This window comes from Cryobacterium zhongshanensis (genome assembly GCF_022760445.1).
In the GTDB taxonomy this organism is placed as follows: Bacteria; Actinomycetota; Actinomycetes; order Actinomycetales; family Microbacteriaceae; genus Cryobacterium; species Cryobacterium algoricola.
The window spans coordinates 1-19,967 of sequence record NZ_JALGAR010000007.1; the positions used below are offsets into that span (position 1 = coordinate 1).

Below are 19,967 nucleotides of genomic sequence, written 5' to 3' on the forward strand. Positions count from 1 at the left end.
GATCGCATCAGCCCGGCGAGCAGCGGCCCGGTTCATCTCCCGGTCCGCCTCCTTGATCGCGTCATACACCTCGGCCAGGGACGGCTCCACCAGGCCGAGGTGGCGGGCGTTGAGGTAGCTGTCGGGAGGGGTGTCGGGTGGGACGTCAGGAGGGATGTCGGGCGGGATGTCCGGAGGGGTGTCGGGAGGGGTGTCGGGCGGGGCCCCGGAAGGGGTCCCTGGCGGTGGTTTCGCCGTGCTGTCCAGGTAAGATTCTGAGGGTTCTTCAGCTGTCATGGGGGCACTCTACGGACCACCACCGACAGTCCACCGGCATCCGCACGCCCACAAATCACCTGTGGACAACCCGGTCAAACAGAGTTTCTGTGGAGAACTTCCTGGCCTGCATCCGGCGCCCCGGGGCGGGCACCCGCGGGCTGACGCCGCGGGTCGACCGCTACCGGGTCACTTTTTCGAGCTGGGGTGTTCGTCGCCGATGTGGCCCGGCGCCGTGGCGTCCAGAACCCGCTGGACGAACGCGCCGAACTCATCCATGTAGTGCCGGAGGAAGTCCCTCGTGCCCGCGTCGGTGATCTCGCCGTCACCGGTGAAAACCGTCGGATCGAACTTGATGTACGCCTCCGGAGAGTTCAACTGGGGTGCATCGAGAAAGCTCAGGACGCTGCGCATGTTCGACTGCATGACGGCAGTGCCGATGTTGCCCGTGGAGGCGCCGATGATTCCTGTGGGCTTCCGCGCGAAGGAGTTGGTCCCCCAGGGCCGCGAACCCCAGTCGATGGCGTTCTTCAGGGCACCCGGAATCGACCGGTTGTATTCCGGCGACACGATCAGGATGCCGTCGGAGCCTTCGATCGCGGCCTTGAGCGCTCGCCCCTGCGGCGGATAGTCGGCGTCGAAGTCCTGGCTGTAGAGCGGAAGGTCCCGGATGGGGATCTCCGTGAAGTGCAGGTTCTCCGGGGCGAGCCGGATCAGGGCCCGGGAGAGCGTGCGATTGATGGATCCTGAGGACAAGCTTCCGACGAAATAGCCGATCTGGTGAGACGTCATTTCCGTATTCTTTCCGGAGTGCCCGAACGGCCACGTCAAACGACTGTCCCCGGCATCTCCTGTGTGATGAGCCGACTCTCTCGTTCTAGCACACAGTCGGATCACTGATACACGGCACGGATCAGCGGGTCATGCTCCGGGGCGGCACCGCGAAGCTGTCTCCGCCGTATTTCTTGTTGGCGACGCTCATGACGTCCGGCCACATCCGGTGCCGGGCGGTCGCGGCCTGGCCGCTGTCGAAGTAGGTCGTCCGCTGGTCCTTACCGTCGCCGGACACGTTGACGACCCCGACGACGGTGGCGACCTTCGTGCTCGCCCCGCTCATCCAGGTGTCCTTGTTGTCGTCGGTGGTGCCGGTCTTGCCGATCATCGGCACCCGCGGAGTGGTGGCGCGATAGGAGGCCGCCGCCGTGCCGCTCGTCAGGACCCGCTGCATCGCGTAGCTCATCGCCGCTGCGACGTCCGTGCTGACCGACTGCGTGCAGTTCGACGCCGGCGCGGGAATCTCCGCGCCGTCCGGACCGATGATCTTGTCGATCACGATCGGCGTGCAGGTCACGCCGTTGTTGGCGATCCCGGCATACGCGGCCGCCATGGTGAGCGGCGCGATCTCGTTGGTTCCGAGAACGGATGCCGCACCCTGCTCGAGCGCATTTCCGTCGGCGCGATGCACGCCGAAGGCTTCGGCCGTCTTGCGAATGGCGCAGAGGTCGAGTTCCTTGGCCATGCCGATGAAGCCCGTGTTGATGGATTGGATGGTCGACTGCAGCGCGGAGCTGTACGAACCGTCCTCGGACGAGGAGTCGTTCTTCGGGTTGAACGCCGTTCCGTAGTTCTGCGGGCCGTTGCAGCTGTCCTCGAAGGTGCCCCAGTTCGACCGGGGCCGGGAACTCACGGAGTCGGCGAGGGAATGCCCCGCGTTGAGCCACTCGGCGAGGGTGAAGACCTTGTACGTCGACCCGGTCTGGAAGCCGTTGGAGCCGCCCTGGTCGAGGTCGGTGTTGTAGTTGATGCCGCTGTAGTTGGCTCCGGTCGCCTGCACGTCCGGGTCCTGGCTGTAGTCCTTGTTCTGGGTCATGTCGAGCACGCGCCCGGTTCCGACCTGCACACTCGTGATGACCCCGCCGAGGTCCCACCCGGGGAAGGTGTCCGGCACGTTCTCCTTCATCGTGACCTCTGCCGCGTCCTGCAGGTCCAGGTCGAGCGTCGTGTGGACCTGGTAGCCGCCGAGCCGGAAATTGGCCAGCCGGGTCTCCGCGTCCTTCCCGAAGGCGGGATCGGTGCGGAGCGTGTGCACGACGAGGTCGCAGAAGTATGCGCTGCCGCCCGCGGTCTGGCACCCCGTGCTCGGTTCGGTGATGGTCGGTTCGATCGGCGTGTCGATCGCGGCGTCGTGGTCCGCTTGACTGATCTTGCCGTGCTCGAGCATGGCGTCGAGGATGTAGTCGCGCCGGACTTTGTTGTCGGCGTAGCCGTTGGCCGCTCCGTTGGTGGGACTGTCCGGCTTGTCGAGCTGGAATTTGACCGGGTTGTTCACGATCGCGATGAGGCTTGCGGCCTGCGGCAACGTGACATCGGCCGCCGACGTGTTGAAGTAGTAGCTCGCGGCGGCCTCGATGCCGTAGACGGAGCCGCCGAAGCCCGTAATGTTCAGGTACTGGCGCAGGATCTCGTCCTTTGAGTACTTCTTCTCGAGGCCGATCGCGAGGCTCATCTCCTTGAGCTTCCGGTCGGGGCTCGCCTCCGTTGCCGTGTTGTAGCAGTCCGCGCGTTCCGTCTCGCCGGTGAGCGCTTCGCACTTCTGCACGAGCACGTTCTTCACGTACTGCTGGGTGATCGAGGAGCCGCCCCTGGTGGTGCCGGTGAACACGGTCGCGACGATGCCGGTCACGGTGCCCCAGATGTCTACGCCCCCGTGATCGTAGAACCCGGGGTCTTCACCGGATGTCGCGGCGTCCTTCACGAACGGGCTGATCGCGTCGAACGCCACCTCGACCCGGTTCTGGTCGTAGAACGACGCGAGCAGGCGGGACGAGCCGTCGCTCGTGGTCGCGTAGAGGTTGCTCTTCTGCGACAGCCGGCCGATTTCGAGGTCGTCCGGCAGGTTCACGACGATGACGGTCACCACGGTTGCGATCACGGCGACGATGACACCCATCGCGATCAGGACGATGGAACGACGACGCAGTCGACGGCCCTTTTTCCTGCTGGACGGTGAAGTTGTCATGGTACGACTATGGCTTCCGTTTCTGAACGAGTGGTACGAAGAAGGCGGATGCCGGTGGACCCGCGGGTCGACCGGCATCCGCCTTCGAGTGGTTGCTAGGCGTCGACGACGACCGAGGTGATCACCGGGATGCGGCGGTACTTGCGCTGCATCCAGCGGGTGACGCTCTGGGTGAAGAGCTCTTCGAGCTCCGGCCCGTCGACGATCTTGACCTTGTTGGCGGCGCGCAGGGCGTCGTCGATGGACTTCGTCGCGCCCTGGATCCAGGCGTTGTCCTGCACGAAGCCGCGGGCGATGAACTCGACCGGTTCGACGAGCGCTCCGGTGCGGGTGTCGAGGATGCCGAGGATCGTGACGGCCCCGTCGTTGGAGAGCTGCACGCGGTCGGCGAGGGCTTCCTCCGAGGCGACACCGCCGACGGTCATGCCGTCGACGAGGACGATCTCGGCCGGCACGCGGCCGACGATCTTGGCGACGCCGTCGACGAGGTCGACGACAACGCCGTCCTCGACGACGAGCACCTGGGCTTCGGGAACGCCGGTGCGGATGGCCAGGTCGGCGTTCGCCTTGAGGTGGCGCCATTCACCGTGGATCGGCATGACGTTCTTCGGCTTGACGAGGTTGTAGCAGTAGACGAGTTCTCCGGCGCTCGCGTGGCCGGAGACGTGCACCTTGGCGTTGCCCTTGTGCACGACGTTGGCACCCCAGCGGGTGAGGCCGTTGATGACCCGGTAGATCGAGTTCTCGTTGCCGGGGATGAGCGAGCTCGCGAGCAGGACGGTGTCGCCCTCGCCGATCTTGATCGTGTGTTCGCGGTTCGCCATGCGGGAGAGGGCGGCCATCGGCTCGCCCTGCGACCCGGTGCAGATCAGCGTGACCTGGCTGTCCTTCATCCGTTCGAGCGCCTTGACGTCGACGACGAGGCCCTTGGGCACGTGCAGGAAGCCGAGCTTCTCCGCGATGGCCATGTTGCGCACCATCGAGCGGCCGACGAAGGCGACCTTGCGGTTGTGCCTGGCCGACGCGTCGATGACCTGCTGGATGCGGTGCACGTGGCTCGCGAAGCTCGACACGATGATGCGGCGCGGCGCGGTGCGGAACACGGAGTCGATGGCCGGGCGGATGTCTTCCTCGGTCATCGTGAAGCCGGGAACCTCGGCGTTGGTCGAGTCCGTCATGAAGAGGTCGACGCCCTCTTCACCGAGACGGGCGAAGCCGGGGAGGTCGGTGAGGCGGTTGTCGAGCGGGAACTGGTCCATCTTGAAGTCGCCGGTCGCGAGCACGAGGCCGGCCTCGGTGCGGATGGCGACGGCGAGTCCGTCGGGGATCGAGTGGTTGACCGCGAGGAATTCGAGGTCGAACGGGCCGAAGCTGCGACGCTGGCCTTCCTTGACCTGCTGGAGCTTGGGGGTGATCCGGTGTTCTTCGAGCTTGGCGCTCACGAAGGCGAGGGTCAGCTCGCTGCCGACGACGGGGATGTCCGCACGCTCACGCAGGAGGTACGGCACGCCGCCGATGTGGTCCTCGTGGCCGTGGGTCAGGACGACGGCGACGACGTCCTGAATCCGCCCACGGATGTAGGAGAAGTCGGGCAGGATCACGTTGACGCCGGGCTGGGTCTCCTCGGGGAACAGCACCCCGCAGTCGACGATGAGCAGCTTGCCCTTGTGTTCGAAGACGGTCATGTTGCGACCGATCTCGCCGAGGCCGCCGAGGGGGACGATGCGCAGTCCCCGCTTGACGAGGGACGGCGGGCTGTTCAGGTCGAGTTCGTGCTTAGTCAATTAAATAAACTCATTTCTTGGCGAAACCGCGCACAGGGCAGCCGGTCTCATAGCCGGCGCCGGGTCTATCCGGCAGCCGTGGTGACGGGGTAATGCAAATCAGAAGGTGATGCGCGCGTCAGGTCGCGAGGCCGTGAGCCTCATTCGCCTTAGGCGAAGCCGTGGAAAGCCATCCGGGTAGTGGAACGGCAGAGCGTGAAAGCGCAGCTGTGGATGGCCGTTGAATCGCGCTGTCAACGCACAATTCTACCGCATGCGCGCCGCCCGCTCCCCCTGCGCCCCCGAGGCCTGTCCCAGGCCGTCCTCAGCCGTCTCGGAGACTTCACCAATAGCCTGCGATTATGCCCTCATCTTCCCCCCTGTACGATGCCCCGCTCACCCTCATCGACGGCACGGAGACGACCTTCGCCGACTACCGCGGCAAGACCGTTCTCGTGGTCAATGTCGCGTCCAAGTGCGGCTTCACGCCCCAGTACGCCGGCCTCGAGGCCCTCTACGACCGGTTCAAGGACGACGGCCTCGTCGTCCTCGGCCTGCCGTGCAACCAGTTCATGGGCCAGGAGCCCGGGGAGTCCGCCGACATCGAAGCGTTCTGCCAGCTCAACTACGGTGTCACCTTCCCGATGACCGAGAAGGTGGATGTCCGGGGCAAGCACCAGCATCCGCTCTACGCGCAGCTCACCAAGTTCAAGAGCGGCCTGCTGCCCGGCCTGGTCAAGTGGAACTTCGAGAAGTTCCTCGTGAACTCGAAGGGCGAGATCGTGGACCGCTTCGCCTCGACCGTCGAACCCGAGTCAGCAGAGCTCGTCGGCGCGATCGAGAAGACGCTCGCCTCCGCCGCCGCCTGACCCCGGGTTCAGCAGCTCCCGGGTTCAGCAGCTCCCCAGTTCAGTAACTCCCGGGTTCAATAACTCGAGGTGCAGACGCAGAGCTCGTTGCCCTCGACGTCGGCGAGCACCCACCACTCGGGGGCGTGCTCGTCGGTGAGCAGCGTGCCACCGGCCTCGACGATGGCGCGCACCCGCTCCTCGGCATCGTCGACGGGCACGTAGACGTCGAGATGGATACGATTCCGGTCTGTCCTGGCGATGTCCATGTGCTGGAACCAGACCCGGGGACCGTGTCCCTTCGGGTCGACGAGGTCGATGTCGCCGTCAGCAGGCGACTCGACGTACCCGAGGCCGACCCGCCAGAACGGACGGATCACGTCGGCGTCCGTGCAGTCGATGGCGACGTCGTACCGGGCGGGCGTCACCGCCACGCCGTCCGCACCGAGCTCGTTCGCGAGCATCTGGATCTGCAGGGCGAGCCGGAGGTCGCGTTCCGTCACGCCGCCGAGGTCGTGCGAGCGGAGCCTGAACGACACAGTCCCGTAGCCGAGCTCGACGTCGGGGTGGTGCCCCGCGGCATCCGCTGCCTCGGCGACACGGTCGAGGAAGCGCACTGCCGAGGCGAAATCACTCGTGCGGTAACTCGCGTGCAGCGCTCCATCGAGGTGCACGAACGGGCCGCCCGCGAGCACGGGCCCGGTCTGCGCGGGACTCTGGATCGAACCGGTGGCACTCATGCACCTCACTCTGCTCCGGCCCCCGCCGCCGGTCAAGGGAATGAGCGCTGCGAAAGCCGTCGGGAAACTCGGTGGGACGCCGGGAGCCCCTCCCGACGCGTTCTTCACCGATGCACCATCGAGGGGCGAAATACTCATCACTGTGCCCTATTCTGCGCGCCTCTCGCATGCTAATCTCATGCGTTATGCACAGTCTGGACAGGGTCGACCTTCAACTCCTCCGCGCCCTCTGCGTGGAGCCGCGCAGCACCTTCGTCGCTCTCGCCCAGCGGCTGGGCTTGTCCAGGAATACCGTGCAGGCGCGGATGGCGCGCCTCGAGGAGTCCAACGCCTTCCTGGCCTTCGATCGCCGGATCAACCCGATCGCCCTCGGCCACCCGCTGACGGCGTTCATCCAGGTGCACCTCCAGCAGAAGAGACTCAGTCAGATCGTGGCGGAACTCACCCAGATCCCCGAGATCGTGCAGGCGCACGGCATGAGCGGGTCGACGGACCTGCTCGTCCTCGTGGTGTGCACGGATGCCGACGACCTGTTCCGCATCGACGGCACGATCCTCGCCTGCGAGGGCGTCGACCGCACGGAGACCTCGCTCGCCATGGGCGAGCTGATCCCCTACCGGATCACCCCGTTGCTCGACCGGGTCACCCGGGAGCGCGGCCCGTCGAACCGCGCCGCCGGAGAGATCGACGACGAGGCCTGAGCCTCCGGCACCCCGTCACGCCGACCGCGCCGCACCTGCCGCACATTCCGCACTGTCCACAATCTATTTGATAAATTCATCATATAGGTATATAAAGAAGTAATGATGTTTAGTGGTGTTGACCCCCGGTGAGCGTCACCAGACTGACCTCCCTCATCCGTCGCAGCGGGCGGATCGCCGAGCCGGCCCCGCCGGCCCCCGCCCTCTTCCCCGGCGCCGGAATCTTCGGTGGCAGCATCCAGGTGCGGTTCATCAACGCCGGCGGCTGCAACGACTGCGCCCAGGAAGTGTCGAGCGCCTTCGGCCCCGTCTACGACGTCGAACGCTACGGTGTGCGGCTCGTCGCCTCGCCCCGGCATGCGGACGTGCTGTTGATCTGCGGCTCGGTGACCCGGAACATGATCGAGCCCCTCCGGCGCACCGTCGTCGCGACCCCCACCCCCCGCTTCGTCATCGCCGTCGGCGACTGCGCGATCACCGGCGGCGTCTTCGCGGCCGGCTACGGCGTCGCCGGCCCCGTCTCCGACTTCGTACCCGTCGACCTCGCTGTCCCCGGCACTCCGCCGGAACCGGCCGACATCGTCGCGGCCCTCCGCCGGATGACCGGCCGATGAACGCCGTCCAGTCCGGCCTCGTCGTCCAGGCCCTGCTCGCCCTCGCCGCCGTCGCGACGGGGCTGCTCCTCCCCATCGCCTGGCGCTCGCGCGTGACCGGTGCGCTCTGCGCCCTGCTCGGTGTCGCGGGCATCGTCACGGGGGCTGCGGCGCTCGGTGGGACGACCGGCGCCCTGACGATCCCGCTCGCCCTCCCGATCGACCCCCTCGTGCTCTCCCCCGACCGGCTCGGCGGCCTCTTCATGATCGTCGTCTCCGCGGTCGGCGCCCTCGTCTCCCTCTTCGGGATCGGCTCGGCGCGCGGCGCAGAGGCCTCCCGCACCTCCTGGGCGGCCATGGCCGTCTTCCTCTGCGGCATGCAGCTCGTCCCTGCCGCGACCGACGTCGTGTCCTTCCTGCTGCTCTGGGAGATCATGACCCTCGGCTCCACCGTGCTCCTCCTCGCCGACCATGCAACCCGGAGCACCGTCTTCTCCGCCGCCATCTGGTACTCGGCGATGTCCCAGCTGAGCTTCTTCTTCGTGCTCGCCGGCTTCGGCGTGCTCGTCGCGGCCACCGGCGGCACCGGCTTCCAGACGCTCGCCACCGTGCCGGCCGATTCCTGGCCGGCGAATCTCGCATTCGTGCTCCTCCTCCTCGGCTTCGGCGGCAAGGCGGAGCTCGTCCCGCTGCACGTCTGGGTGCCCCGGGTGCTGCCGGAGGCGCCGAGCCACGTCGCCGCGGCGATGAGCGGTGCGATGGTCAAGATCGGCGTCTACGGGGCGCTCCTCGTCTGCGTGCGCCTGCTGCCGTCCGGCCCGCCGTGGTGGGGCGTGCTCATCCTCGTGCTCGGCGGCGTCTCCGCCGTGTACGGAATCCTGCAGGCCTCCGTCGCGAGCGACCTCAAGGTGTTGCTGGCCTACTCGACCACCGAGAACATGGGGCTCGTCTTCCTCGGCCTCGGGGCATCCGTGCTGCTGCGCAGCTACCACGCGACGGCCGCCGCCGACGCCGCGCTCGTCGCGGCCCTGCTGCTCATGGTGAGCCACGCCGCGTTCAAGACCACCCTCTTCCTCGGCGCCGGCGCCGTCCACCACGCCACCGGAGAGCTCAACCTCGATCGGCTCGGCGGCCTGGGCAAGCGGATGCCGTGGACGGCCGGCACGTTCGGCCTCGCCAGCCTCGGCGCGGCGTCGCTCCCGATCACGAGCGGCTTCGTCGCCGAGTGGATGCTGCTGCAATCGCTGATCCACGGCGCCCGGCTCGACGGGGAGGTCGTCTCCGTCGCCGCGTCGATCGCGATGCCGCTCGCCGTCGCCGTGCTCGCCCTCACCGCCGGCCTCGCCCTGCTCACCTTCGTCAAGGCATACGGCATCGCGTTCCTCGCGCGGCCGCGCTCCCGGAAGGCGAGCATCGCCCGCGAGGTGCCCTGGGTGATGCGCGTCCCGCTCGTGCTCGGCGCCCTCGCCGTCGTCGGCCTCGGGCTCGTTCCCGGACCGCTCGCCGCGGGAGTCGCCGCGGCCGTCGGCCCCGGCATCGTTCCCGACGTGCACACCGTCGGCCTCGCCGGCGTGAGCTTCGCGGGCATCGACGCCGTGCTCGACCCGAGCACCCTCGTCATCCTCGCCGGACTCGTGCTCGTGCCGATCCTCGTGATCGTCGCCCTCGGCGCGCGGCGCCACCCCACCCGGGTCGACCCGCTGCCGTGGGCCGGCGGCGGCTCGAGGCTCCGGCCCCGGATGCAGTACACCGCGACCTCCTACGCCGAACCGCTCGTGCGGGTCTTCGACGACGTGCTGCGCCCGTCGCGGGACGTCGAGGTCACCCACGTCGGCGAGTCCCGGTACCTCGTCGAGAAGGTGCACGTCGAACAGACCGTCTCCGACGTGATCGAGACCCGGCTCTACCGCCCGGTCCTGAACGCCGCCCAGCGCTTCGGCCTCGTGGCCCGCCGCGCCCAGGACGGCAGCATCCATCGCTACCTCGGTTATTCGTTCGCCGCCCTGCTCATCGTGCTGATCGCGGTGTCGCTGTGATGCGCGTGGGCACGGCCGTCGAGCTGACCTGGGCGGGCATCGGCGCCCCCATCCTGATGGCCGTGCTGCAACTCGCGCTCTTCGTCTTCCTGGCCCCGCTGCTCATCGGCGTGATCCGCCAGGTGCGCGCCCGGCTCGAAGGCCGCGCGGGCGCCGGGATCTGGCAGCCCTGGCGGGACGTGCGGAAGCTCCTCGCCAAGGAGCCCGTGCACGCCGCCGACTCAAGCTGGATGCTCACGGTCGGCCCGATCGTGCTCCTCGTCTCGAGCCTGCTGCTCTGCGTGCTGCTCCCCCTCGTCGGCACCCTCGCGCTCCCGCTCATCCCGAGCGACCTCTTCGTCATCGTGTCGGTGATGCTGATCGGCGTCGTGGCGCTCGCCCTCGTCGGCCTCGACGGCGGCACCGCGTTCGGCGGGATGGGCTCGAGCAGGCACATGACGGTCGCGGCCCTCGTCGAGCCGACCCTGCTGCTCTCGATCTACGCGCTCTCGATCCCGGCGGGCAGCTCGACACTGTCCCTGATCGTGCAGACCCGGCTGCAGACCCCCGCCGTGATCATCTCCCCGGTGAGCCTGCTCGCGATGGTCGCCCTCGCGATCGCGATCATGGCCGAGACGAGCCGGCTGCCCATCGACAACCCGTCCACCCACCTCGAGCTCACCATGCTGCACGAGGCCATGGTGCTCGAAAGTTCCGGGCGCGACCTGGCCTGGCTCGAGCTCGGGTCCTGGCTCAAGCTCGCCGCCCTGCTCGGCCTACTCGGCAACCTCATCGTGCCGTGGGGCGTGCTCACCGACTTCACCGTGCCCGGCCTGCTCCTCGGCGCCGTCGCCGTCGCGGCCAAGGTGCTCGCCCTGGGCACCGCGCTGAGCGTCGGCGAGGTCTTCCTCGCCAAGGCGCGCCTGTTCAGCGTTCCCGAGCTGCTCGCGGGGTCGTTCGCCCTCGCCCTGCTCGCCGTCACCGCTTCCTACCTGGTCGCTTAGGAGCATCCGTGTTCGAAACCACCTTCCCGCAACTGATCGGCCTCTGCACCGGAACCCTGCTGCTCACGAGCGCGCTGATGGTCTGGCGGCATTCGATGCTCGCCTCGATCCGCCTGCTCGCCGTGCAGGGCTTCGCCCTCGCCGCGCTCGTCGCCGTGATCGGCGTGCAGAAGGGCGAGGTCGAGGTCATCCTCGTCGCCGTGCTCGTCCTGCTCGTCAAGGGCCTCGGGCTGCCATGGGTGCTCGCCCACGAGTCGAAGGCGACGACCCGAACGGATGAGGCCCCGCGGCTCAACCCGACGGCCTCCCTCCTCACGGTCGCCCTGCTCACGATCCTCGCCTACGTGGTCTCGAGCCGGGTGCTCGCCAGGGACACCAGCATCTCCGCCCACGCCGCCCCGATCGGGCTCGCCATGGTGCTGATCGGCTTCCTCCTGCTCGTCACCCGCCGGCAGGCGCGCTCGCAGCTGATCGGCTTCCTCGTGCTCGACAACGGCATCGCGACCGTCGCCTTCCTCACCAGCGGGGGCGTCCCGCTCGTGCTCGAGCTCGGCATCTCCCTCGACGTGCTCCTCGTCGTGATGATCCTGTACGTCTTCGCAGGGCGGATGCACAACAAGTTCGGCAATACGGACATCGACCAGCTGAGAAAGTTGCACGACTGATGTCACAGTCCCTGTCCTTCGCCCTCTGGACCCCGCTCGCCCTCCCGGTGCTGTTCGCGCTCCTGAGCCTCACGGTGCCGTCTCCGCGGGTGCGCAGGCTCGGCCCGATCGCCTCGAGCCTGGCCGTGCTCGGCTCCGGCGTGATCCTCGACGTCGCCGTGCTGAACGACCAGGTGCCGACGTTCGGCGGCCTGCTCCGCGCCGACGCCCTCTCGGCGTACCTGCTCACGGTCGTCGGGGCCATCGGCCTCGTCGCGACCTGGGGCGGACTCGGCGGAAGTGGACATTCCCAGACTCCCGCGCGGTGGGCCGGATCCTACGACGGCCTCATCTCGGTGTTCCTCGCCGCCATGTCGCTCGCCGTCGTCGCGGACAATATCGGCCTGATGTGGGCATCGATCGAGGCGACGACGATCACGACCGCGTTCCTGGTCGGCGCGCACCGCACCGGCAAGTCGCTCGAGGCCTCCTGGAAGTACGTGATCCTCGGCTCCGTCGGCGTCGCGATCGCGCTGCTCGGCATCCTGCTGATCTACGCCGCCTCCCGGGCCACCGGCGAGGCGACGCTGTCCTGGCTCGTGCTCAGCCAGCCCGGCCTGCCGCTCGACCCCGCCCTCGTCCGCGCGGGCGGCGCCCTCGCGGTGCTCGGCTTCGCCACCAAGGCCGGCCTCGCACCCATGCACAGCTGGCTGCCGGACGCCCACAGCCAGGCCCCCGCGCCGGTCTCCGGCCTGATGAGCGGCGTGCTGCTCGCGGTGGCCCTCTACGCGATCCTGCGGGTGCAGGCCATCACCGACGCCGTGATCGGCCCGGACTTCCTCCGGGCGATGCTCAGCGTGGCCGGCCTGCTGTCGCTGTTCGTCGCCGCCGCCCTGCTGATCCGCCAGCGCGACTTCAAGCGGATGCTCGCATACTCGAGCATCGAGCACATGGGCCTGATGGCAATCGGTGCCGCAGTCGGCGCAGCCGCCCTTCCGGCGGTGCTGCTCTACATGCTCGGCCACGGCCTCGTGAAGGCGACCCTGTTCGTCGTCTCCGGCCGGATCCTCGAGGTCGAGGGCACGCCGACGATCGCGAACGTGCGGGCGCTCCTCGTGCGCCGCCCGGGCCTCGCGATCCCGTGGCTCGTCGCGATGGCAGCCCTCGTCGGATTCCCCCCGTTCAGCATCTTCTTCTCCGAGGTCGGCATCATCCTCGCCGGGTGGTCCGCCGGCATGGGCGTCGTCGTCGGCATCGCCCTCGTCCTCCTGCTGGTGATCTTCGCGAGCCTCACCCGGCTCACCGTCGCACTCACCATCGGGTCCCCGCACGACGCGCTCGACCACACGCCGCCGACCCTGCCGGAACACGCGACCGGGGAGGCGACTGCCCGGACCGGGCACCCGACCGCACCGGGCGACGAGTCGGAGGCGGACCGCGCGGCCACGAATCTGTCCCGGCTCGAGGTGGAGGCCGGAATCGACGGCGCCGGCGCACCGGAGCCGTTCCCGATGACCTCCAACATCCGCGTCGCCGCCCCGTTCCCCGACACCGTCGCCGTCCCGGTCGTCGACGTCGTGATCGCGCCGGACCGGTCGACCCACGGCCCGCTGCTCCCCCTCGTGCTCGCCCTCGCCACGTGCGCCGTCGTTCCCTTCATCGCGAATCCGGTCGGCGTGCTGCTCATGCGTGCCGCCGCCGTATTGGGAGGAGCCCACTGATGACGAACCCGACCCCCGCCACCCCGACCCGCCCCGAGGTCCGCGTGCTCGTCCGCGACCGGCTGCGGCAGGAGGCATCCGCCCTGCTCGACAGCGGCAACCGACTCGCGATGATCGCCTGCCACGACGACGGCGACGCCCTGCGCGTCGTCTACTCGTTCGCGGGCGTCTTCCCCCGCCGGCAGGTCGACCTCGTCGTTCCGGTGCCGTACGACGACGCCTGGGTGCCGAGCATCGCCGACCTGTCCTACCCGGCCGGCAACTTCGAGCGCGGGATGCGCGACCTGTACGGCGTGCGCCCGGCCGACCACCCGCAGCCGTACCGGCTCGTGCGGCACGGGCACTGGCCGCGTGGCTGGTACCCGATGCGCCGCGGCGCCCGGGTCACCCCCCGGTTCGAGCCGGACGTCGAATCCTTCCCCTTCGTCGAGGTCGAAGGACCCGGCGTCTACGAGATCGCCGTCGGACCGATCCACGCCGGGATCATCGACCCCGGGCACTTCCGCTTCTCCGTCGTCGGCGAGACGATCGTGCGCATGGAGGCCCGCCAGTGGTACATGCACCGCGGCGTCGAGCGGCTCTTCGAGGGCCGGAAGCCGGCCGACGGTCTCGAGCTCGCCGAACAGGTCACCGGGGACACCGTCGTGGGGCACTCCCTCGCGTACTGCATGGCCGTCGAGGCCGCTGCCGGCATCGAGGTCCGCGAGACCGACCGGATGCTGCGTGCGCTCCTGCTCGAACTCGAGCGGATCTACAACCACGTCTCCGACCTCGGGTCCCTCGCAAACGACGTCGGCTTCGGAATCGTGCACTCGCACACCCAGCGGCTGCGTGAGACGCTGCTGCGCCTGAACAGGACCGTCACCGGCCAGCGCTTCCTGCGCGGCGGCGTGCGGATCGGCGGCGCCCGGGTGCTCGGCCTGCCCGACCCCGAGGTCCTCCGCGGCGTGGCCGCAGACATGCAGGAGATCATCGCGATCACCCTCGGTCACGCGATCGTGCGCGACCGGTTCACCGGCACCGCACCGCTCTCCGGCGCCCAGGCCCGAGCCATCGGCACCCTCGGGTACGTCGCGAGGGCCTCCGGGATCGACGCGGACGCCCGCAGGGACCACCCGTTCGTCGACCTCGGCCCGGCGTTCCACGTCGTCACCGAGACCGGCGGGGACGTACTCGCCCGGTACCGGGTGCGCGCGCGCGAATTCGCGGTCTCGATCGCCGTCGTCCTGGACCTCATCGATCGGCTCGGCGACCACATCGGCAGCGGCACCGCCGTCGACCCGCTCGAGCCGGGGACCGGGCTGGCCTTCGTCGAAGGCTGGCGCGGCACCATCTGCTACCGCGTCGAACTCGGCGACGGCGGCGCGCTCAGCCGCGTGAAGATCGTCGATCCCTCGTTCTTCAACTGGCCGGCACTCCCCGTCGCCCTCGCGGACACGATCGTGCCGGACTTCCCACTCGTCAACAAGAGCTTCAACCAGTCCTACGCCGGCAACGACCTCTGATCCCCGCCCGTGACGCGCGCCCGGACCCGCTGAGGTGAACGGCGTCGCGTGAGGTATCGGGCGGGCGGATGCCGCTAGCGCTCGTCCTGCTCGGGTGGGCGGATGCCGCTAGCGCTCGTCCTGCTCGATCGTGCGGAGGAGCGCGTGGGAGTCTTCGAGTGTCGCGACCAGCATCCGCTTCGCGACGGCGAGCAGTTCGGCGACGCCGTCGTCACGGACCGCATAGAAGATGGTGTTGCCCTCACGGCGGGTGACGACTACCCCGGCCCTGCGGAGCACCCCGAGCTGTTGGGAGAGGTTGGAGAGCTCTGAGCCGAGCACCTCGGCGAGGCCGCCGACCGAGCGTTCGCCGCCGACGAGCTGTTCGAGCACTTGCACGCGCAGCGGATGCCCCAGCGACTTGAACAATTCGGCTTTCAGCTGGGCCATGGGCAATCCGGTCATCGGCACCGTCTGATTATATCGTCAATTGATAATGTTCTCAAATAGGTGCCTCCCCTGTTCCGAATTCAGGAGTTGAGCGGCGCAGCGCCGGTATTTCGGCGACATCGGCCGCTTTTCCGGCGCAACTCCTGAATTCGGAACACGCCGGGCACGGAAAAGGCCCGCCCTGCCGAAGCAGAACGGGCCTTCCGTCTAACCGACGAACCTGGCGAGAGGTTGTCGGCAGAACTCTAAGACTACGCCTCGGTGGACACCGATGCGACCTCGACGACGGATTCGGCGGACGCCGACTCGTCTTCGAGGACCGGGGCGAGCGACAGCTTGCCACGGTCGTCGATCTTGGTGATCTCGACGAGGACCTTCTGGCCGACTCCGAGCACGTCTTCGACGTTCTCGACGCGCTTGCCACCGGCGAGCTTGCGGACCTCGCTGATGTGCAGCAGGCCGTCCTTGCCGGGAAGAAGCGAGACGAAGGCGCCGAACGCGGCGATCTTCACGACGGTGCCGAGGAACTGCTCGCCGACCTCCGGGTTGGTCGGGTTCGCGATCGCGTTGACCTGGGCACGTGCGGCCTCGGCCGAGGGACCATCGACGGCGCCGATGTACACGGTGCCGTCTTCCTCGATCGAGATGTCCGCGCCGGTCTCGTCCTGGATCGCGTTGATCGTCTTGCCCTTCGGGCCGATCAGCTCGCCGATCTTGTCGACGGGGATCTGGACGCTGATCACGCGGGGCGCGGTCGGTGCCATCTCGTCGGGCTTGTCGATGGCGGCGTTCAGCACGGCGAGGATGGTCGTACGAGCATCCTTGGCCTGCGTGAGCGCACCGGCGAGCACCGAGGCGGGGATGCCGTCGAGCTTGGTGTCGAGCTGGATCGCGGTGACGAACTCGCTCGTGCCGGCGACCTTGAAGTCCATGTCGCCGAGGGCGTCTTCGGCACCGAGGATGTCGGTCAGGGCCGCGTAGCGGGTCTTCCCGTCCACGGTGTCGGAGATGAGGCCCATCGCGATGCCCGCGACCGGGGCGCGCAGCGGCACACCGGCGTTGAGCAGGGACAGGGTGGATGCGCAGACGGAACCCATCGAGGTCGAGCCGTTGGAGCTGAGCGCCTCGGAGACCTGACGGATGGCGTACGGGAACTCCTCGCGCGACGGCAGCACGGGGACCAGGGCACGCTCAGCGAGCGCTCCGTGGCCGATCTCGCGACGCTTCGGCGTGCCGACCCGGCCGGTTTCACCGGTGGAGTACGGCGGGAAGTTGTAGTTGTGCATGTAGCGCTTCTTGGTGACCGGGCTCAGGGAGTCGATCGTCTGCTCGAGCTTGAGCATGTTCAGCGTGGTGACGCCCAGGATCTGGGTCTCACCGCGCTGGAAGATCGCCGAACCGTGCACGCGGGGAATGATCGCGACCTCGGCGTCGAGCGGGCGGATGTCCGCAAGCCCACGGCCGTCGATGCGGATGCCCTCGTTGAGCACACGGGAGCGCACGACGAGCTTGGTGACCGACTTGTACGCGGCGGAGACCTGGTTGGCGGCGCTCGCGTCGAGCTCGCCGGCTTCGATCTTCGCGGCGATGGCCGTCTTGACGCTCGCCTTGAGGGCGTCGTCGGCGTTCTGACGGTCGACCTTGTCGGCGATCTGGTAGACATTCTTGAGCTCGTCATAGGCGAGCGCGGCAACGGCGTCGTAGGTGGCCGGCACGTACGGCGGGAACACCGGGTAGTTGCCGGTCGGCTTCGCGGCCGCGGCTGCGACCTTCTGCTGGGCCACGATGAGCTGCTTGATGAAGGGCTTCGAGGCTTCGATACCCTCGGCGATGACCTCTTCGTTCGGCTTGATGGCGCCGCCCTGGATCAAGGTCCAGGCGTTGTCGGTGGCTTCGGCCTCGATCATCATGATCGCGACGTCTTCGCTGCCATCGGCATCCGTCACCACGCGGCCGGCGACGACCATGCTGAACACGGCCTCTTCAACCTGCGAGTGCTTCGGGAACGCGACCCACTGGCCGGAGCCGTTCTGGTCGGGGATGAGGGCGACGCGGACGCCACCGATCGGGCCGGAGAACGGCAGGCCGGCGATCTGGGTCGACATCGACGCGGCGTTGATCGCCAGCACGTCGTAGTACTCGTCCGGCGCGATGGCGAGGACGGTGACGACGACCTGGATCTCGTTGCGGAGTCCGTCGACGAACGACGGGCGCAGCGGCCGGTCGATCAGGCGGCAGGTGAGGATCGCCTCGGTCGACGGGCGACCTTCGCGACGGAAGAAGCTGCCCGGGATGCGGCCGGCAGCGTACATACGCTCCTCGACATCGATGGTCAGCGGGAAGAAGTCGAAGTTTTCCTTGGGCTGCTTGCTCGCGCTCGTGGCGGACAGCAGCATCGTCTCTTCGTCGATGTATGCGGCGGCAGAACCCTGCGCCTGCTGGGCGAGACGGCCGGTCTCGAAGCGGATCGTGCGAGTGCCGTACTTGCCGTTGTCAATAACGGTTTCGGCGAACGTGATTTCTGGACCCTCCATATGGGGGTTCTCTCCTTTTGTGTTTGCTTCTCGCCATTCCGGCGATGAAGACTTGCGCACCCGTATGGCGCGCAAGGCGTGCGGACAATCCATAGATTGGCCTCGCCAAGTCTAACAGAGCACTCCTCTGCTGGATCTGCGCTTAAACGGCGGCGTCGAAGACCGGGCCGTCGACACAGACGAGGGGGCCCTCGACCGCAGGGTCCGTCCGGACCGGCGCCGCGCATCCGTGGCAGTAGCCGAGCCCGCACGCCATGTGCGCCTCGAGGGACGCCTGCACGGGCACGCCCCACTCGGCGCCGAGTTCGGCGGCGAGCCGGGTGAGCACGCCGGCGCCGCAGACGAAGACGACGTCGGGCGGACCGGCGGCGAACTCGCTGCGCAGCAGGGCCCCGAGCGCGGGAAGGTCGGCGGAACCCTCCTCGTCGGTGACCGGAATGAAGCGCGCACCGAGTTCGGCGCATTCTGCGGCGCCGATGAGGCTCCCCCGGGTGCGTCCGCTCGCGACGAGCGTGGCACGGATGCCGCGGGCCTCCGCGTCCTCGACCGAACCCATCACCGCGCACACGCCGACGCCGCGGCCGATCATCAGGGCCCTGCGGGTTCCGGCGGGGAACTCGAAGCCACGGCCGAGCGGCCCGGTCACGAGGAGGCGCTGGCCGGGAGTGACCGCGGCGAGCGCGGTGGTGCCCCGGCCGGCGACACCGTAGATGACCTCGATCGTGCCTCGAAGCGGGTTCCGGCGGTGGATCGCCATCGGGCGCGGCAGCAGGATCCGCTCTCCGCCGTGCGGCGGGACCGTGATCATCAGGAACTGCCCGGCGAGCGCGGTCGCCGCGATCGTGCCGCAGGACAGGGTGAGCCGGCGGTAGCGCTCACGCACGACCTCGTGGCTGACGACGGTCGCCTCGTCCCAGACCGGCTCGGGGCGGGGCCCGGCCTCCGGGGGGCGCACGGACAGCAGGCCGTCGAGCGCGGCGGCATCCGCTGCGGCGAAGGCGGCCTGCCTGGCGAGGGCCGCCCGGGTCTCCGCTGCGGTCGGCGGGGTCTTCATCGGGCTCATTGGGCTCTCCAGAGGTCGATGAGATCGCGGATGCCGGCGACCCGGTCGTCCGTGCAGCGCTGCTGCAGGGTGCGCACGATCTCGACCATTGCGAACGGGCGGGCGAAGCTCGCGGTGCCGACCTGCACGGCGGAGGCGCCGACCGAGAAGTAGTCGAGGGCGTCGTCGGCGGTCTCGATGCCGCCGCAAGCGATCACGGGGATGTCGACGGAGCGCGCGGCGAGCCAGACCAGCCTGAGCACGATCGGCCGGATCGAGGGGCCGGACAGGCCGCCGATGACGTTGCCGATCGCGGGGGCGCGGGTGTACGCCTCGAGCGGCAGCGCGGGGATCGAGTTGGCGACGCAGACGGCGTCCGCGCCGGCGGCCTGGGCGGACTGGGCGCACTCGGCGATCGAGGAGGCGAGCACCGGGAGCTTGACGATGATCGGCTTGTCGGTCTCGAGCCGTACCGCGGCCACGGCGCTCTCGATGGCGTCGGGGTCCGAGCCGATGTCGGTGCCGTCGCGGTCGAGGTTGGGGCAGGAGACGTTGAGTTCGTAGGCGTCGCCGGCCGCGCCGAGGTCGCGCACGACGGGGGCGTACCCGTTCGGGCGGTGCGCGCCGACGCTGATGATCACGGGCGGGCCGAGCGCCCTGTAGTGCGGATGCAGCTCGGCGAGGTAGCCGGCGGCACCGCGGCTCGGGATGCCGACGCTGTTGACCATGCCGGCCCGGATCTCGGTGAGCCGGTGTGCCGGGTTGCCGCCGCGCGGCACACCGAAGACGGTCTTGGTCACGACGGCCCCGAGCTCGTCGACGGGGATGAGCCGGCCGAGGGCGGGTCCGAAACACCCGGAGGCGGGCATGACAGGGTTCAGGAGGCGCAGGCCGCCGATGCTGACGCCGAGGTCGACGGTGGCGCCGGGGGCCGGGCGGGCGGCGAAGAAGGTGCGGCGGGCATCCGTCGTCGGCCGCGGGGTCTCGCTCAACTGGCCTGCCTTCGGGTCGACGGGAGGGAATATCGTCCCGTTCCGCGGTCCAATTATCGCGCGCGGCCCAACTGATGTTCAAATCACCCGCGGCGGCCACCCCGCCGCCACCGACCCTCCCGGTCTAGGCTCGACCCCAACGCCGGTCACCCGGCACGAGGA

General features: G+C 68.7%; 16 protein-coding genes and 1 pseudogene. 8 read left to right on the forward strand and 9 right to left on the reverse strand.

What is annotated here, in order from left to right:
• From MQH31_RS18410 to MQH31_RS18425, 4 genes and pseudogenes are all read right to left on the reverse strand, one after another.
• Positions 1-276: pseudogene (locus MQH31_RS18410) on the reverse strand (hypothetical protein); the annotation flags it as partial.
• 168 nt (positions 277-444) lie between these two features.
• Positions 445-1,047, reverse strand: coding sequence for an NADPH-dependent FMN reductase (locus MQH31_RS18415; protein WP_134534953.1), 603 nt, complete (start codon positions 1,045-1,047; stop codon positions 445-447).
• Positions 1,048-1,168: 121 nt separating this feature from the next.
• Entirely contained in the window at positions 1,169-3,274 is a 2,106-nt protein-coding gene (locus MQH31_RS18420) for a transglycosylase domain-containing protein (protein WP_243013275.1), read from the reverse strand.
• Between the two features lie 95 nt (positions 3,275-3,369).
• Positions 3,370-4,959, reverse strand: a complete 1,590-nt coding sequence (locus tag MQH31_RS18425) for a ribonuclease J (RefSeq protein ID WP_134535000.1) — start codon at positions 4,957-4,959, stop codon at positions 3,370-3,372.
• Between the two features lie 440 nt (positions 4,960-5,399).
• On the opposite strand from MQH31_RS18425, the gene MQH31_RS18430 reads away from it, so the two are divergent.
• Positions 5,400-5,906, forward strand: coding sequence for a glutathione peroxidase (locus MQH31_RS18430; RefSeq protein WP_243013276.1), 507 nt, complete (start codon positions 5,400-5,402; stop codon positions 5,904-5,906).
• A gap of 56 nt (positions 5,907-5,962) precedes the next feature.
• Here the strand turns inward: MQH31_RS18430 and MQH31_RS18435 are convergent, their stop codons facing one another.
• Positions 5,963-6,625 (reverse strand): 4a-hydroxytetrahydrobiopterin dehydratase, encoded by a 663-nt coding sequence (locus MQH31_RS18435; protein ID WP_243013277.1) that lies wholly within the window; start codon positions 6,623-6,625, stop codon positions 5,963-5,965.
• Between the two features lie 185 nt (positions 6,626-6,810).
• Between MQH31_RS18435 and MQH31_RS18440 the strand changes: the two genes are divergently transcribed.
• The 7 genes from MQH31_RS18440 (at position 6,811) to MQH31_RS18470 (ending at position 14,808) form a co-directional block, all read left to right on the forward strand.
• On the forward strand, positions 6,811-7,326 hold the full coding sequence (locus MQH31_RS18440) for an Lrp/AsnC family transcriptional regulator (protein ID WP_134534957.1): 516 nt from the start codon (positions 6,811-6,813) through the stop codon (positions 7,324-7,326).
• Positions 7,327-7,454: 128 nt separating this feature from the next.
• Positions 7,455-7,940, forward strand: coding sequence for an NADH-quinone oxidoreductase subunit B family protein (locus tag MQH31_RS18445; RefSeq protein ID WP_243013278.1), 486 nt, complete (start codon positions 7,455-7,457; stop codon positions 7,938-7,940).
• A complete protein-coding gene (locus MQH31_RS18450) occupies positions 7,937-9,955 on the forward strand; it encodes a proton-conducting transporter transmembrane domain-containing protein (RefSeq protein ID WP_243013279.1) in 2,019 nt (672 codons plus the stop codon). Before MQH31_RS18445 ends, MQH31_RS18450 begins: the two co-directional genes overlap by 4 nt.
• Positions 9,955-10,938, forward strand: coding sequence for a respiratory chain complex I subunit 1 family protein (locus MQH31_RS18455; RefSeq protein ID WP_134534960.1), 984 nt, complete (start codon positions 9,955-9,957; stop codon positions 10,936-10,938). The genes MQH31_RS18450 and MQH31_RS18455 overlap by 1 nt, the downstream gene beginning before the upstream one ends.
• Before the next feature lie 8 nt (positions 10,939-10,946).
• Positions 10,947-11,603 carry a hypothetical protein gene (locus MQH31_RS18460; protein WP_243013280.1) on the forward strand — a complete coding sequence of 219 codons (657 nt, stop codon included), beginning with the start codon at positions 10,947-10,949 and terminating at the stop codon, positions 11,601-11,603.
• Entirely contained in the window at positions 11,603-13,303 is a 1,701-nt protein-coding gene (locus MQH31_RS18465) for a proton-conducting transporter transmembrane domain-containing protein (protein WP_243013281.1), read from the forward strand. Before MQH31_RS18460 ends, MQH31_RS18465 begins: the two co-directional genes overlap by 1 nt.
• The gene (locus MQH31_RS18470; RefSeq protein ID WP_243013282.1) at positions 13,303-14,808 is read left to right on the forward strand and encodes a hydrogenase large subunit; all 1,506 of its coding nucleotides are present in this window, start codon (positions 13,303-13,305) and stop codon (positions 14,806-14,808) included. Before MQH31_RS18465 ends, MQH31_RS18470 begins: the two co-directional genes overlap by 1 nt.
• A gap of 108 nt (positions 14,809-14,916) precedes the next feature.
• On the opposite strand, the gene MQH31_RS18475 is transcribed toward MQH31_RS18470, so the two are convergent.
• From MQH31_RS18475 to MQH31_RS18490, 4 genes are all read right to left on the reverse strand, one after another.
• Positions 14,917-15,252 (reverse strand): ArsR/SmtB family transcription factor, encoded by a 336-nt coding sequence (locus tag MQH31_RS18475; RefSeq protein ID WP_134534963.1) that lies wholly within the window; start codon positions 15,250-15,252, stop codon positions 14,917-14,919.
• A gap of 236 nt (positions 15,253-15,488) precedes the next feature.
• Positions 15,489-17,771 carry a polyribonucleotide nucleotidyltransferase gene (locus MQH31_RS18480; RefSeq protein ID WP_134534964.1) on the reverse strand — a complete coding sequence of 761 codons (2,283 nt, stop codon included), beginning with the start codon at positions 17,769-17,771 and terminating at the stop codon, positions 15,489-15,491.
• 142 nt (positions 17,772-17,913) lie between these two features.
• Positions 17,914-18,834, reverse strand: a complete 921-nt coding sequence (locus tag MQH31_RS18485; protein WP_198415908.1) for an iron-sulfur cluster-binding protein — start codon at positions 18,832-18,834, stop codon at positions 17,914-17,916.
• Positions 18,831-19,805 carry a dihydroorotate dehydrogenase gene (locus tag MQH31_RS18490; protein WP_243013283.1) on the reverse strand — a complete coding sequence of 325 codons (975 nt, stop codon included), beginning with the start codon at positions 19,803-19,805 and terminating at the stop codon, positions 18,831-18,833. Before MQH31_RS18490 ends, MQH31_RS18485 begins: the two co-directional genes overlap by 4 nt.
• Positions 19,806-19,967: the final 162 nt, after the last annotated feature.

What these genes read in the sequence shown, in the direction of transcription:
- MQH31_RS18480 (WP_134534964.1), bottom strand. Translation starts at nt 17,771, where the DNA reads ATGGAGGGTCCAGAAATCACGTTCGCCGAAACCGTTATTGACAACGGC.
- MQH31_RS18455 (WP_134534960.1), top strand. Translation starts at nt 9,955, where the DNA reads ATGCGCGTGGGCACGGCCGTCGAGCTGACCTGGGCGGGCATCGGCGCC.
- MQH31_RS18420 (WP_243013275.1), bottom strand. Translation starts at nt 3,274, where the DNA reads ATGACAACTTCACCGTCCAGCAGGAAAAAGGGCCGTCGACTGCGTCGT.
- MQH31_RS18435 (WP_243013277.1), bottom strand. Translation starts at nt 6,625, where the DNA reads ATGAGTGCCACCGGTTCGATCCAGAGTCCCGCGCAGACCGGGCCCGTG.
- MQH31_RS18475 (WP_134534963.1), bottom strand. Translation starts at nt 15,252, where the DNA reads ATGACCGGATTGCCCATGGCCCAGCTGAAAGCCGAATTGTTCAAGTCG.
- MQH31_RS18485 (WP_198415908.1), bottom strand. Translation starts at nt 18,834, where the DNA reads ATGAGCCCGATGAAGACCCCGCCGACCGCAGCGGAGACCCGGGCGGCC.
- MQH31_RS18425 (WP_134535000.1), bottom strand. Translation starts at nt 4,959, where the DNA reads ATGACCGTCTTCGAACACAAGGGCAAGCTGCTCATCGTCGACTGCGGG.
- MQH31_RS18470 (WP_243013282.1), top strand. Translation starts at nt 13,303, where the DNA reads ATGACGAACCCGACCCCCGCCACCCCGACCCGCCCCGAGGTCCGCGTG.
- MQH31_RS18440 (WP_134534957.1), top strand. Translation starts at nt 6,811, where the DNA reads ATGCACAGTCTGGACAGGGTCGACCTTCAACTCCTCCGCGCCCTCTGC.
- MQH31_RS18430 (WP_243013276.1), top strand. Translation starts at nt 5,400, where the DNA reads ATGCCCTCATCTTCCCCCCTGTACGATGCCCCGCTCACCCTCATCGAC.
- MQH31_RS18415 (WP_134534953.1), bottom strand. Translation starts at nt 1,047, where the DNA reads ATGACGTCTCACCAGATCGGCTATTTCGTCGGAAGCTTGTCCTCAGGA.
- MQH31_RS18465 (WP_243013281.1), top strand. Translation starts at nt 11,603, where the DNA reads ATGTCACAGTCCCTGTCCTTCGCCCTCTGGACCCCGCTCGCCCTCCCG.
- MQH31_RS18450 (WP_243013279.1), top strand. Translation starts at nt 7,937, where the DNA reads ATGAACGCCGTCCAGTCCGGCCTCGTCGTCCAGGCCCTGCTCGCCCTC.